The organism is Clostridium sp. B9 (assembly GCF_050509515.1).
In the GTDB taxonomy this organism is placed as follows: domain Bacteria; phylum Bacillota; class Clostridia; order Clostridiales; family Clostridiaceae; genus Sarcina.
Map to the genome: position 1 here is coordinate 3,437,589 of NZ_JBNWKA010000003.1, position 14,912 is coordinate 3,452,500.

Here is a 14,912-nt window from a genome sequence, read left to right on the forward strand (position 1 = left end):
CTGTAATCTATATTTAAATTATGGGGGATCATTATTTGTATTAATAATTGAAACCTATTGTAAAATAGTAAACACCATTACTATCTTTATATACTGCACAAGCTCCTTCTGTAATTTCATCATCTAATAAATTTCTATCATGTGCTGGTGAGTTTTTAAATCCTTGTAGTATCTTACTTGCACTCATATTTTTAGTCCCATTTAATCCAACTACTTGACCACCTTCAGGATAGCTTTTATGGAAAGATGTTTCTTTCTTAGCCATTTCCTCACAATGAGTTTTTGTCCATTCAGCATATTTACCACTCCACTTTAAAGCATTTAATCCCTTCGATTGTCTATAATCATTAAATTCACTCCAAAGTTGATTTGTCATTCCTTCTTGATACTCCCAAGTTCTTTGTGGCTTAACTTCTTCTTTTGGCTCTTGTGGTTTTTCAACTGGTTTTACTGGTTCAACTGGCTTAACTTCTTCCTTTGTTTCTTCTTTTTGAGAAGGCTGTGAAGCTTCTTCTTTAGGGTTATCTTGTGGTTTACTTTCAGATTTATTAGAATTTTCTTCTTTATTAGGCTTTACAATTGTAATACTACCCTCGCTACTTCCAGTAGCTCCTTTTATATCTTTTACTTCTTCAACCTTCTCACCATTTTGTTCTTTTGATGAAGTTGTTGAAACTGGTTTCTCTACTTTAGGTGTTACTGTTTCACCACTTGCTATTTTAATAGCTCCATTTTCAACTTTTTCTACTTTTTTAACTTCACCCTTTGTATTTTTTATTGTAATATTGCTTCCAGCTTCTTTCTTTTCTTCTACAATTTTAGAAACATCATCACCCTTAGAACTGTCAGCAATAGTATTACCTTCTTTGTCTTTTACAATCATTGTTCCATCTTCTTGTTCTTCTACAATTACATCAGAATTTTCATTTTTTGTATCTTCTGTAGAATTAGTATCATCTTCTTTTTTTTCATCATTTTGCTTTGCTTCATCTGTATTTTTCTTCTCTGCTAAAGCTAAGTTATTCTCTGCTTTTGAATTATAATGATTGCTTATAGCATATCCTCCTATACCAATAACTGCTATACCTAAAGCTACTGCAACTCCTATTGTTTCTTTTTTATGTACCTTCACAAATTCAATAATTGCTTTTATTTTTTTATTCATTAAAAAAACCCCTTTCATTTATAAATATAAATTTATTATGTGTCCCTCGGGAACACTTTTATATTTCATTTAGCCTTTTATTTTTAATATCATTATAAAATTCTGAACTATTATCTACCTTAAATAATTTTTTACCACAATTTCTACAATAAGCTATCTTACCTTGCTTATAAATAGCATGATCATGTATATCTCCCATTTCTTCAGCCATTTCTCCATTAAAGTTATAACGTTCATGATATGTCCCTCGATATGAACTTCTAAAAAAATATCCTTCATCACTTTTACAATAAGGACATTCATTCATTTTTAAATACTCTTTACTCATAAGCTAATCTCCTATCATATAATAAATTCCAAAGAGTTTAAGTCCATTAGTCCAACACTTCTTGCTAAAGCTATATTTAATTTTTTTAATTCATTTCTTGTTAGATGACCTACAAATTCTTTAACCTTATTTTTATCTATTGTTGTTACTTGTTCTAAAAGAATTGTAGAATCCCTTTCTAAATTATTATTATAAATTTCGCTATGTACTGGTAAATCTTTTTTATCCCTTGATGTTATTGGTGCTACAATAAGAGTTCTCCCATATTTATTGCCTAAGTTATTCTGAATAATTACAACCGGTCTTACTCCACTTTGTTCAGAACCATTTTGATCGGGTAAGTCTGCATAAAAAATATCTCCCCTTAAATAAGCTCTTGTTGAATTTATTTTAAAAAACTCTTCTCTTATTGTTCTCATATTTTTCCTCCTTCCTTGTTAAACTTATATGTATTAAACTAAAGCTGTACCATTCCATAAATCTTCTTGACATTCTTGCTCCAATTTTTCAAAATCTTCTTTGGTATAATTTCTTTGAGTGAAGTTTACCTTTGGCAATTCAAGGTTATTATATAGCCACATTGGTACATTAAAATTATCATCTTGTACCTCAATTAATTTTTCATAAAGTATTGTTTCTATGTACCTTATAGCCCCAACTAAATTAATCCTTTGCAAACTATTTTTAATCTTTTTAAATACCAACCATTGAACACATTTATCGTGAACTGAATTAGAATTTAAATTATTTGCTACTAACAAAGCTTTTGCTATAGTTTTTAATTGTTTCTTTGTTGCTATAACATTGTATTCTACACCTTTATAAGCTTTTGCTAATCGTGCTATTAACCCTTCATCACTTGTATCATCTTGTACTTTTTCTTCTTTTGTATCATCATTATCTTTATCTTCTTTTTCTTCGTCTGAAACGGAGTTTATCCCATAAAATTTTAATTTTCCTTCTCTCCTTATACTTAAAATTGCTTTATCTACCATTATGTCTGCTAATTTTTTAAAGTAAGTTAAAGAAATTTGAGCTTTCTTTTTCCCATTAACTATTTTTTTCTTACTTTCTGCATGTTTACTATGTAATTTTTCTATAGAAAAATCTAAATATCCTGTTTCTTTGTTCACATATTTTATAATATAAGCTAATACAGAACCAGCATTTTTTATTTTCTTTTTGCTTCCAATTTCACTTAATTTATCTTTTTGTTCTTTTGTAAACGGTATTTTATAAGCCATTATTTTCACCCCCTTTATAAATTAGTTTTTATATATTTAGGCATATCCTTCGGATAAACCATATTATCAGTTTCCTTTTTTAGCCTTTTACCACCACTATAATTTTCATAAGCACTTTTACATTGTTTTCCTAAGCTTTCTCCAGTTAGATACTTATTACTTTCATGGTTTAATGCTCTATTAATTTCTTTTTCAGTTTGTTTTTGAAGATTTTCTCTAAGTCTTAAACTCTCTTTATTTGTAAAAACAAGTCTATTTATCTTGTTTTTATCTATAACTCCTTTACGAGTTAATAACTGTATTCTCTTTTGCACAGCATCTTTGCTTCTATCTAACTCAGCTCCAATTTCTCTAGCTGTATATCCTAAATAAAAAAGCTCCTCAACTTTTAAATCTTCTTCCCTTGTCCAATTACCTTTTTTAATTTTCCCCACCTCCAACCTGTAAAAGTGTATAGTTATTCCATACCATAAGCCGTGGAAAATTTATTTTTATTAATAAAATTTACGCATTGTTCATAAATTTTATAAAATAAAAAAAATGCGTTTTTTACAATTAATAAATTAATTAGTAATTTATACTAATAATTTATCAAATGTTAACGCATTTTTTCAACAGTTAAATAAGTTTAAAATAACATTTCTTTATCCATTAAATACATTCAAGAAATGTAAATACCTAGTGTTACATTATGATATAATCTATATTATTATATCATATGATTGGAGGCTTAATATGAATTCATATGCAAAAGTTGTAGTAAAAGGCTCTCCTATTACTAAATCGAACTTTAAATTATCAAATGCTCAAGGACGAGCTATACTTCCATCAAATTCTGGTAAGTATCATGATAGATATGCTTTATATGAAGAGCAAATTGCTTATGAAGCTAGAATTCAAAACCCAAATGTAATTTTAGAAGAATCTTTAATTGCAGTTCTTAAAGTTTATTACAAGAGTTCAAAAAGACATCCAGATACAGGTAATATAACCAAAAGTATTTTTGATGGAATAGAAAAAAGCGGCTTAATAATAAACGATATGCAAATCAGAAGAATAATAACTGAAGAGTTTTATGATAAAGAAAATCCTAGATTTGAATTAGAGTTCTTTGGAGAAAGTACTTATGATTTTAACTACAATATTACAAAGCGTAAAGAGGAAGCTCCAAAATTACTTTATTCACCACCACCTAATAAAAAAAGAAAATCTACTAATACTACTAAAGAAATAAAAAAATCTACTCCTAAAGCAGAATCAACTGGAGTTATTTGCTCAATATGTAATAAGTCTATAGTAGGTAATGATTTCGTTACCGCTAATAAAGGGACAACTATAGTATGTAAAAAATGTTTGTTAAGAATGTAGGTGATTAAATGAATATATTATGCATTGGGGATTCTCTTACCTTTGGATATGGTGTTGGGCAAGAAAATTCTTGGGTAACAAAAATAAATGACTTAAATTTTACTACAATAAACAGAGGCATTAATGGAGATACTTCTACTGGTATATTATCTAGAATATATAGTACTCTAACTTCTGCTAAACCAGATGTATGTGTAATTATGTGTGGTTCAAATGATATCCTTATGGAAAAATCAATTGAATCAATCATTGAAAACATAGATTTAATGATAAAAGACTGTGACTCATTAAATATTAAACCAGTTTTAATGTCACCTCCAAAAATTTTTGGAGAACTAGCTTTAAAACATTGGGATTCTTCTTTAGACTATTTAAACATAAATATTAAACTTGAGAGTTTTTCTAAAGAATTAAAGATGTACTCAATAAAAAATAATATTAAGTTTATAGATATAACTCATTCTATTCCATTTAACCCATCAAACTATACTGATGGACTACACATCAGTATCAAAGGGAACATTTTAATAGCTGAATTATTAAAAAGAGAATTAATTTTTGATTAAAATTTTATATCCTCAATATGTACTAAAATTTTGTTATTTAATGATAAAGCTTTGCTTTTCAATTGTTGATTATCATCTAATTCAACAATTAGAAAAGCAAAGCTTTAATTTTAATTATTTAAATAATTAAATACAGAATCTCCAACCTTATATCCTTCATCTACTGCTATATCGGATAACTCATATGCATGCAGGACATTACCGCAGGCAAATATTCCTTCTTCAGATGTTTCAAAATTATCATTCACTAAAATAGTTTCACTACTATTAGAAATTCTTAATCCTAATTTTTTTCCTAATATGCTTTCTGGAATCCAAGGTACAGATATTAAAAGTGAATCGCATTTTATAAAACTTTCTTCTTCTCCACTCTTACTTATCATTACCCCTTCAACTCTCTCAGTTCCTAAAACTTCATTTATTGTGTATCCAAGTTTAACAGGTATATTAAACTCTTCTATTATATTTTCAACAATATATTGAGATGAATTTAGATAATCCTTACTTTCAACTATAGCTTCTATTTTAGCTCCCTCTACAATAAGCCTTCTAGCGACAATCATATCACTGTCATGTGAGCCTATTATAACTATGTTTTTTCCTGGAAGATATCCATATAGATTTATAAATCTATGTGCTGTCCCAGAAGTATATATTCCAGTAAATTTATTTAAAGGTACACTTACATTTCCCTTAAACTTTTCTCTACTTCCAGTTGCTAAAATTATAGCTCTAGCTTTCATAGTTTTCATGCCTTCATCTGGATTAACATAGCTTATCTCTTTTTCTTTATTTATTCCTAAAACAGTGGTGCTTAGTTTAACCTCTATACCAAGTTCATTAACCTTACTTACAAAGTATTCAACAAATTCACTTCCTGTAACAGGTTCCCCCAAAGTTTCTTTTCCAAAACCACAATGTATGCATTGATTTAGAACTCCACCAAGCACATCTTCTCTTTCTAATAAAAGAACTTTTTCTATACCATTTTCTTTTGATTTTATAGCCGCAGCCATTCCACTTATTCCGCCACCAACAACTACAACATCATATTCAAATAAAGTACTCTCCATATCGCAAATATTTACCTAAAGTAAATATTTCCTCCTCTCAAAAAAGTATTATAGTTTTATAACCTTATTATAAGTATTCATTGATTCAACTATAGTGTACATATTACTTATTTCACCTATAGCTAATTCCTCTTTTATTCCATAGAAATCTAAACAAGTTCCACAACTTAATATATTAACTCCACGGTCATATAACTTCTGTAAAGACTCTAAAACTTCCGAATTCTTAACTGTTAATTTAACTCCACCATTTAAGAAAATAAGTTCTTTAGGAATATTATCATTCTCTGATAAAGTATATAAATATCCCTTCATAAGAATTTTTCCTAAATCATCATTACCCTCACCAAGTTTGTCACTTGATACAACTATTACAAAATCATCTTCTTTTTTCTCTTCTTTAATCTCGCCTTTTTTCTCTATGTTAATTATATAGTTTCCATTTTCTTCTCTTGCTTCTACAGAATATCCGCATCCACTAGCATATTTGTAAATATTATTTTTTGCTACTTCATTATCAACTATTACTTCTGCACAACCTTCTTCTATTGAATCAAAGTATTTTTTTGTGTTTATAACTGGCATAGGACATGCCATTCCCATACATTCTATTCTTTTCATAATCTCACCTCTTAAATTAATCTATAATATAAAGATATCATATTTTTATATATTGAGAAAATTAAAGTTTTCCAAAAAAAGTTGTTTCGCTCCTTTTTTGTAATAATTCCTTCATACAATCAACATATTATTTTGTGATATAATATTACTAGTTTTGAATAATTTTAAAAGGGGTGTTTTAATGCAACAAAAAGTAAAGAAAAATAACTTTTTTGATAAGCTTAAAGATTCTCTTGATAAAAATGCTTTAATAAGACTAGGTTTCTATATATTCACAATATTAGCCGTAGTTTTAAAAGGAGCACTTTTTTTAGGATTTTCTTTAAATCAAGATCCATACTTACTTAACTTTGGATTAGGATTTAGACAAGCTAGTTATTTCATAAATTATTACATAGCTTTTGCAGCACTATTTATAAGTATTTGTTTTTTATTTAAAAACAAAGGAAAATTTATAGCATTAATAATTCTAGACCTATTTATTACAGTACTTACAATGATGGATATTTGGTACTTTAGAGGATTCCAAACAGTTCCATCAATAATGCTATTAAAACAAACAGCTAACTTAGATAATCTAGGGGATAGTATATTCTCAATGGCTAGTCCATCTGACTTCCTATTCTTTATAGATTTTATAATCTTAATAATAGCTTTTATCTTCCTAAGAAAAAGCTTTAATAAGTGTAAATCAAACTGGAAGGCTACATTAATTGTATGGATAGTTTCTATTTGCTATATAGGATATGTTCCATTTAACGTTAATGTTTTAAAAAGAGAGAATGTTAAAAACTCATACATCTTTAGTAACTATGACCCTACTAATACTGTAGAGTACTTCTCTCCTATTGGATATCATATATTTGATATATATAATGTTTATAAGAATTCTAAGCCATATGAAATGACTGCTGAGGACCAAGCACAAATTAAAGAGTACTACGATTTCAAAAATGAAAATTTACCTGATAATAAATATAAGGGAATGTTTAAAGGTAAGAACTTAATTATTATCCAAGTTGAATCTCTTGAAAATTTCGTTATAAATCAAAAAGTTGATGGTCAAGAGATAACACCAAACATAAATAGAATATTAAATAATTCTATTTACTTCCCTAATATATTTGAACAAGTTAACGAAGGTACAAGCTCAGATTCAGACTTAATGATGAATACTTCAATGTTACCATTAAGACAAGGAAGTACTTTCTTTAGATATCCAAATACAACTTATAACTCACTGCCTAATATTTTAGAGAAAGATGGATATAGCACAGTTGCCATCCATCCAGATAAAGGTTCATTCTGGAACTATGCTCAAGGATTAACTGGTATAGGATTTGATAAATTCACTGACTACTATTCATTTAATCAAGACGAAGTTATTGGAATGGGATTAAGTGATGGAAGCTACTTCAAGCAAGTTGCTCCAATGTTAAAAGAAATGAAAGAACCATTCTATGCATTTACAGTTACATTAACAAGCCATGGTCCATTTGATTTACCAGGAGAGTATCGTAAATTAAAACTTAGCCCTGAGCTTGATAAAAATGTTTTAGGTGGATACTTCCAAAGTATTCATTACACTGATGCTCAAATTGGAATGTTCTTAGATTTACTTCAAAAAGAAGGGCTTTTAGAAAATACTGTTGTTGCAATAGAAGGTGACCATACTGGTCCTCATAAATATTACAATAGTAAAATAGAAACATTATCTAACCCTGAACAGTGGTGGTTAGACAATGGAAATCATACAGTTCCACTAGTTATCTACAACCCAAGCGTAAAAGAACCTGTTAAAGATGAAGTTTATGGTGGTCAAATAGATATAATGCCAACATTATTATATCTATTAGGTATTGATAATAGTGTTTATGAAAACACTGCTTTAGGAAGAAATCTATTAAATACAAATAGATCTTATGCTGTTTTAACTGATAGAACTGTAAAAGGCGATTTAACTGATAAAGAAAAAGAAATTGTAGGAAATGCTTTAGATTTATCTGATAAAATGATTAGAGCTAACTATTTTAAGGGAAAAGTTCCAGAGAACAATACTCCTCAAAACAATTAGCATAATTTATTTAAACAAAAAGAGCTGAAATTAATTCAGCTCTTTTTATTATTCATCTATACCTTTTGCACCATAAATATTTTCAACCGTCTCATCCCAATATTTAACGTAATCCCCTACAGCCCACTCTGCCATAACAATCTCTTCATTAGGTTCTATATATATTGAACCTAATTTTTCTCCCAATCTACCATCAGTAATTTTATATATAGTTAATTTACTATCTGATAATGTAATTGCAATCTTTCCATTAGGAGCAGTTACAATATCTCGTACTCCTCTTCCCAATGAAACAACTTGACTCCAAGGAACCATTAATGTGTCATAATTTATTAATATTGGTACAGGATTAATATTAATATCAAAAATTCTGAAATCATTAAAATCTTTTTTATTATTTAACATACCTTCCAAATTCCAATTTCCATTCTTTCTTTGAAGAGTTATGTTAGAATATTTATTTTGAGCATAATATGATTTTCCATCCACATCATATTTTTGTATTGCATTCTTTTCACTAGTATTATAATTTTCTTCTTCTTGCTTTCCAAAAAGATTGGCTATATCCATACTTCTAGCCGAATCAACTTTATCTATGGGTGTTATGCTATATGAATTATACTGTCCATCGAAGTTATTGCCAACATAGGATTCTAGTCCAATATAATCATTTCCTACAAAAGTTATTTCCTCATAGATACCTTTTCTAATTTGTTCTCCCTTAACTTCCTTCTCATCTTTTTTCCTACTTGTAACTGTAAGCTTATTTTCAATTTCATCCCCATTATACTCTGATGTTAAACTTATGTTAGAGAATCCATTTATTCTAGGTAGTAAAAGAGAATTGTCTAAAATATTTATTGGTTGAAGCTCATCATTAATTATAGATATCCATAATGTTTTATAAGTAGAAGCTTCATAGTATCCATCTTCCATTTTTGCTGGTTTCTTTATACCAAGTAATACTCCAACATCCTTATTATAATACTCAGAATTTTCATTACTCTTTATATCATTACTTTTAGCTACCTTTTCATTCTTATCTTCAACAACAGATTGTTCCTCTAGCTTATCTGATATTTTCTTTAGTTTGACTAATTTATCTGAAAGTAATAGATATGCTTCATCATTATTTATAGAAATTATATTTATATAAGTTTTATTACTATCATAAATTGATGTTATATCTACATAATCACTTTTTATTGTATTTTTTATTTCATTTTTTATTTCAACATCATCTACTTCTTGAAAAAATTTATCTCTTTCCATTCTCTTTAGCTTAAAATTTGGATTTTCAACAGAAATATCATTCAATACAACTTTATCTTTTCCTATAATTATTTTGTCTCCAGATTTTAAATGAAAAATTCCATTTGTAATATCTGAATCATCAGTAGTTTTTTCACTATAAATATTATTTGTGACTTCCCATTCCCCTAATATCTTTATATTATTTGATTCAGGTGGTGTTATCTTCGATACATCAAAAGATTCATCATTCTGAGAACAACCAACCATTAATACACTAATAATAATCAAGAAGAATGTAAAAATTTTCTTCATAAATCACCTCTTATAATTTAATCTGTATTATCCTCAATGCTTTTAATTAACTTTTTAGGTAAATATATAGTTATTTTTGTTCCCATTCCTAATTCACTTGTAATATCCAAAGTTCCTTCATGTAATAATACTATTTCATCACATATAGAAAGTCCTATACCATTTTGAGATTTTGAATTTTTACCCTTGTAGAACTTTTCTTTTACTCTAGGCAATTCTTCCTTACTTATTCCACAACCAGTATCAATTATATTTATATATATTCCTTCTTTTCCACATAAAAATTCAATTGTTATGGAGCCATTCTCTGGTGTAAATTTAAAAGCATTATCTAGAATATTAATAAATACCTGCTTTAATCTATCCTTATCACCAACAATTATAAAATCATCATCTATACCTTTTAATATTAATTGTTTATTTTCTCTTTCAGCTCTAGGATTCATATAAAGCTTTAAATATTCTATGAAATCTTTTAAATTTATCTCTTCATATTTCAACTTTATTTTTCCGCTGACAAACTTAGAGAAGTCTAATAACTCTTCAACCATATTGCTTAATCTATCCGCTTCCTTTTCAATTATATCAAATCCCATTTTTAAAGTTTCTCTGTCAGTAAAATCATTATTTAATGTGATAGCCCATCCCTTAATGGAAGTTAAAGGAGTTCTAAGTTCATGAGAAACAGAAGATATAAACTCATTCTTAAGTGTTTCTCTATTTTCGATTTCCTCTGCCATTATGTTAAGAGTATCAGCAAGCGTCTCAATCTCATCATTAGTAACAATCTTATTTCTTACCTTTAAATTACCCTTAGCCATCTGCTCCGAAACCTTTATAAGTTCTGTAATTGGATTTACTATACTATTAGCCAAGAAATAACTTAATATTATACCAATAGCCAAAACTGTTAATCCAATAACTATAAATACTAAGAAAAAGTTAAGTATAAAATTATCAACATTTCTAAGAGAACTTATGTATCTTATAACTCCTACTATTTCATTAGAAGCATTTTTTAGCGGTGCTGAAATAGCCATTACCTTTCCTGTGTAATCTTGTTCAGTTCCTACCCACTTAGCAGTATCTCCTTCTAAGGCTCTCTTAACATCCATAGGTGTTCCATATTCTTTTGGCTCAAGTCCTATAGAATCCATTATTAATTGCCCTTTTAAATCATATATCTGAACCTGTGCATCAGTTTGCTTCCAAAAAATATCTACATCATCATAAACATTATTCTCTAAACTAGAATTAGAAAGATATCTTTTATAAAATTCTACTGATGTATTAATTTGACTTAATAATATTTCCTCGGTATTTTGATAATAATACCTAGAAATAAAAATCAAAAACATGGCTGAGACAATTATAATAGTTGATAATAATACAACTAAGAAATTTTTCATTAGCCTAGTCTTTATACTTTTCATACAATATATACTCCTATCTACATTTATCAGTCATGCTAAATCAAACTATTATCTCTTCCATCTATAACCTGTCCCCCAAACAGTCTCTATATACTTAGGTTTTGATGAATTATCCTCTATCTTAGATCTTAATCTTCTTATATTAACATCAACAATCTTAGGATCTCCAAAGAAATCAATTCCCCATACTAAATTTAGAAGTTCATCTCTAGTAAATGCTTTTCCTGGATTTTGCATAAATATTTTCATCAATAAAAATTCCTTTGGGGTAACATCTATTTCAATATCTTCTTTATAAAGACTCTGTGAATATAAATCAAGCTTAAAATTATCCACTTCTATACTATCATTATTCTCATCTTCATTTATACCCTCTATTCTTCTTATTAATGCTTTGACTCTTAAAGTTATTTCTAATGGATTGAATGGCTTTAAAACATAATCATCTGCACCAAACTGTAGACCCATTATCTTATCCATATCTTCTCCTTTAGCAGTAAGCATTATTATACCCATATGCGGAAATGTTTCTCTTAATTTTTGGCAAACCTCAAAGCCATTCATACCAGGTAACATAACATCCAATATTGCTATATCAGGCTTCTCAATTAAAGCTTTTCTAACTCCCTCTTCTCCATTTTCACATTCTATAACATCAAATTTTTCTCTTTGAAAATTTATTCTTAAAAATCCTCTTATACTCTCTTCATCTTCAACAAGTAAAATCTTCATACCTTCAACTCCTCATAACACCTTTAATTTAATATACTCTTACTTAAATTTTTTATTTATAAATAAAGAATTTAAAATCATTGCTTAATCAAAATAAAATCATTATTTTTCTTATTTAATTATATCCAATATTGGCCTTACTTTAATTACAAATAGCTTACACTAAAATTACCTAAAATAATCAACTCTATTTTTGAATATAAAAAAAAGCTATAAACTAATATAATTATTAATTCATAACTTGCTCTGCTTACTTAATTTTAGATAAAAAAAATGGCTCCTCGGAGAGGACTCGAACCTCCAACCTATCGGTTAACAGCCGAGTGCTCCACCATTGAGCTACCGAGGAACATTTTACTGAAAGATTGTTCTTTCAAAATTGCACATAATTAATACTATATTTGGTCAAGCCCTCGATCTATTAGTATCGGTCAGCTGAACATGTTACCATGCTTACACCCCCGACCTATCAACCTTGTGTTCTTCAAGGGATCTTACTAGCTTACGCTATGGGAAATCTCATCTTGAGGTTGGCTTCACGCTTAGATGCTTTCAGCGTTTATCCATTCCCGACTTAGCTACCCAGCTGTGCTCCTGGCGGAACAACTGGTACACCAGAGGTCAGTCCATCCCGGTCCTCTCGTACTAAGGACAGCTCCTCTCAAATTTCCTACGCCCGCGACGGATAGGGACCGAACTGTCTCACGACGTTCTGAACCCAGCTCGCGTGCCGCTTTAATGGGCGAACAGCCCAACCCTTGGGACCTACTTCAGCCCCAGGATGCGACGAGCCGACATCGAGGTGCCAAACCTCCCCGTCGATGTGGACTCTTGGGGGAGATCAGCCTGTTATCCCCGAGGTAGCTTTTATCCGTTGAGCGATGGCCCTCCCACGAGGTACCACCGGATCACTAAGCCCGACTTTCGTCCCTGCTCCACTTGTGGGTGTCGCAGTCAGGCTCCCTTCTGCCTTTGCACTCTTCGAACGATTTCCGACCGTTCTGAGGGAACCTTTGGGCGCCTCCGTTACTTTTTAGGAGGCGACCGCCCCAGTCAAACTGCCCACCTAACAATGTCCTGTGACCAGATTCATGGCCGCCAGTTAGAATTTCAGTACTGTCAGGGTGGTATCCCAAGGATGACTCCACTAAGGCTGACGCCCTAGTTTCCTAGTCTCCCACCTATCCTGTACAGACAATACCAAAACTCAATGCTAAGCTACAGTAAAGCTCTACGGGGTCTTTCCGTCCAATCGCGGGTAGCGAGCATCTTCACTCGCACTACAACTTCGCCGGATTTACAGTTGAGACAGTGCCCAAGTCATTACGCCATTCGTGCGGGTCAGAACTTACCTGACAAGGAATTTCGCTACCTTAGGACCGTTATAGTTACGGCCGCCGTTTACTGGGGCTTAAGTTCATACCTTCGCTTGCGCTAAGTATTCCCCTTAACCTTCCAGCACCGGGCAGGCGTCAGCCCCTATACATCAGCTTACGCTTTAGCAGAGACCTGTGTTTTTGCTAAACAGTTGCTTGGGCCTATTCTCTGCGGCCTACTCTCGTAGGCACCCCTTCTCGCGAACTTACGGGGTCAATTTGCCGAGTTCCTTAACTGTAATTCTTCCGCCGGCCTTAGGATTCTCTCCTCACCTACCTGTGTCGGTTTGCGGTACGGGCACTACTTCTCTCTCTAGACGCTTTTCTTGGCAGCGTGGAATCATGTACTTCGGTTCCGTGGAACCTTCCCCATCACACCTCAGCATTATGAAAGCGGATTTGCCTACTTTCACTGCCTAAGTGCTTAGACTAGCATCCAATAGCTAGCACACACTATCCTCCTGCGTCACGCCATCGATAATAACGATGGTAGTGGTACTGGAATATCAACCAGTTGTCCATCACCTACGCCTTTCGGCCTCGGCTTAGGTCCCGACTAACCCTCAGCGGACGAACCTTCCTGAGGAAACCTTAGGTTTTCGGCCTGTGGGATTCTCACCCACATCTCGCTACTGATGCCAACATTCTCACTCGTAATCAGTCCACCGCTCCTTACGGTACGACTTCAGCCCGATTACGACGCTCTCCTACCGCTTGAATTAAATTCAAGCCCGTAGCTTCGGTGGTAAGTTTAGCCCCGTTACATTTTCGGCGCAAGATCTCTCGACTAGTGAGCTATTACGCACTCTTTTAATGAGTGGCTGCTTCTAAGCCAACATCCTAGTTGTCTTAGAAATCTCACATCCTTTCCCACTTAACTTACACTTTGGGACCTTAGCTGACGATCTGGGCTGTTTCCCTTTTGACTACGGATCTTATCATTCGCAGTCTGACTGCCGAGCTCATAGTATGTGGCATTCGGAGTTTGATAAGGTTCGGTAAGCGCTATGCCCCCTAGCCCATTCAGTGCTCTACCTCCACTACTCATACTCGACGCTAGCCCTAAAGCTATTTCGGAGAGAACCAGCTATCTCCGGGTTCGATTGGAATTTCTCCGCTATCCACAGCTCATCCCATGCTTTTTCAACAGCAACGTGGTTCGGTCCCTCCACGAGGTTTTACCCTCGCTTCAACCTGGCCATGGATAGGTCACCCGGTTTCGGGTCTACGGCATGCAACTAGTCGCCCTATTCAGACTCGGTTTCCCTTCGGCTCCGTACCTTAAGTACTTAACCTTGCTACATACCGTAACTCGTTGGCTCGTTCTACAAAAAGCACTTCATCACCCTCATAAGGGGCTTTGAAC

Annotated in this window: 13 protein-coding genes, 1 tRNA gene and 1 rRNA gene (1 of these 15 only partly in view); 3 read left to right on the forward strand and 12 right to left on the reverse strand. The window is 31.7% G+C overall.

Annotated elements, in window-relative coordinates; all coding sequences use genetic code 11:
* Positions 1-40: 40 nt before the first annotated feature.
* From ACQZHJ_RS15325 to ACQZHJ_RS15345, 5 genes are read right to left on the reverse strand one after another with little or no spacing between them, the layout of a single operon-like run.
* Positions 41-1,165, reverse strand: coding sequence for a CAP domain-containing protein (locus ACQZHJ_RS15325; RefSeq protein ID WP_430486403.1), 1,125 nt, complete (start codon positions 1,163-1,165; stop codon positions 41-43).
* A gap of 58 nt (positions 1,166-1,223) precedes the next feature.
* Positions 1,224-1,493 carry a hypothetical protein gene (locus ACQZHJ_RS15330; RefSeq protein WP_430486404.1) on the reverse strand — a complete coding sequence of 90 codons (270 nt, stop codon included), beginning with the start codon at positions 1,491-1,493 and terminating at the stop codon, positions 1,224-1,226.
* A gap of 14 nt (positions 1,494-1,507) precedes the next feature.
* Positions 1,508-1,912 (reverse strand): type II toxin-antitoxin system PemK/MazF family toxin, encoded by a 405-nt coding sequence (locus ACQZHJ_RS15335; protein WP_316317335.1) that lies wholly within the window; start codon positions 1,910-1,912, stop codon positions 1,508-1,510.
* 33 nt (positions 1,913-1,945) lie between these two features.
* On the reverse strand, positions 1,946-2,737 hold the full coding sequence (locus tag ACQZHJ_RS15340; protein WP_430486405.1) for a hypothetical protein: 792 nt from the start codon (positions 2,735-2,737) through the stop codon (positions 1,946-1,948).
* Positions 2,738-2,751: 14 nt separating this feature from the next.
* Positions 2,752-3,171, reverse strand: a complete 420-nt coding sequence (locus ACQZHJ_RS15345) for a hypothetical protein (protein ID WP_430486406.1) — start codon at positions 3,169-3,171, stop codon at positions 2,752-2,754.
* A gap of 301 nt (positions 3,172-3,472) precedes the next feature.
* Here ACQZHJ_RS15345 and ACQZHJ_RS15350 point away from each other — a divergent pair, with 301 nt between their 5' ends.
* Together ACQZHJ_RS15350 and ACQZHJ_RS15355 are read left to right on the forward strand one after the other, a co-directional pair.
* On the forward strand, positions 3,473-4,105 hold the full coding sequence (locus ACQZHJ_RS15350) for a RusA family crossover junction endodeoxyribonuclease (RefSeq protein ID WP_430486407.1): 633 nt from the start codon (positions 3,473-3,475) through the stop codon (positions 4,103-4,105).
* Positions 4,106-4,113: 8 nt separating this feature from the next.
* Positions 4,114-4,671 carry a GDSL-type esterase/lipase family protein gene (locus tag ACQZHJ_RS15355; protein ID WP_430486408.1) on the forward strand — a complete coding sequence of 186 codons (558 nt, stop codon included), beginning with the start codon at positions 4,114-4,116 and terminating at the stop codon, positions 4,669-4,671.
* A 110-nt stretch (positions 4,672-4,781) separates the two neighbouring features.
* On the opposite strand, the gene ACQZHJ_RS15360 is transcribed toward ACQZHJ_RS15355, so the two are convergent.
* Together ACQZHJ_RS15360 and yedF are read right to left on the reverse strand one after the other, a co-directional pair.
* The gene (locus ACQZHJ_RS15360) at positions 4,782-5,744 is read right to left on the reverse strand and encodes an NAD(P)/FAD-dependent oxidoreductase (protein WP_430486409.1); all 963 of its coding nucleotides are present in this window, start codon (positions 5,742-5,744) and stop codon (positions 4,782-4,784) included.
* Positions 5,745-5,792: 48 nt separating this feature from the next.
* Complete coding sequence (gene yedF / locus ACQZHJ_RS15365) at positions 5,793-6,365, reverse strand: sulfurtransferase-like selenium metabolism protein YedF (protein ID WP_430486410.1); 573 nt, start codon at positions 6,363-6,365, stop codon at positions 5,793-5,795.
* 181 nt (positions 6,366-6,546) lie between these two features.
* On the opposite strand from yedF, the gene ACQZHJ_RS15370 reads away from it, so the two are divergent.
* On the forward strand, positions 6,547-8,439 hold the full coding sequence (locus ACQZHJ_RS15370) for an LTA synthase family protein (RefSeq protein ID WP_430486411.1): 1,893 nt from the start codon (positions 6,547-6,549) through the stop codon (positions 8,437-8,439).
* 48 nt (positions 8,440-8,487) lie between these two features.
* Here the strand turns inward: ACQZHJ_RS15370 and ACQZHJ_RS15375 are convergent, their stop codons facing one another.
* From ACQZHJ_RS15375 to ACQZHJ_RS15395, 5 genes are all read right to left on the reverse strand, one after another.
* Positions 8,488-10,005 carry a hypothetical protein gene (locus ACQZHJ_RS15375; protein ID WP_430486412.1) on the reverse strand — a complete coding sequence of 506 codons (1,518 nt, stop codon included), beginning with the start codon at positions 10,003-10,005 and terminating at the stop codon, positions 8,488-8,490.
* A 17-nt stretch (positions 10,006-10,022) separates the two neighbouring features.
* Positions 10,023-11,438: an ATP-binding protein gene (locus tag ACQZHJ_RS15380; protein WP_430486413.1), complete on the reverse strand. Its 1,416-nt coding sequence runs from the start codon at positions 11,436-11,438 to the stop codon at positions 10,023-10,025.
* A 48-nt stretch (positions 11,439-11,486) separates the two neighbouring features.
* Positions 11,487-12,170 carry a response regulator transcription factor gene (locus ACQZHJ_RS15385; protein WP_430486414.1) on the reverse strand — a complete coding sequence of 228 codons (684 nt, stop codon included), beginning with the start codon at positions 12,168-12,170 and terminating at the stop codon, positions 11,487-11,489.
* Between the two features lie 274 nt (positions 12,171-12,444).
* Positions 12,445-12,519, reverse strand: a tRNA-Asn gene (locus ACQZHJ_RS15390).
* Positions 12,520-12,571: 52 nt separating this feature from the next.
* Positions 12,572-14,912 (reverse strand): 23S ribosomal RNA (locus ACQZHJ_RS15395) (it continues 566 nt past the right edge of the window).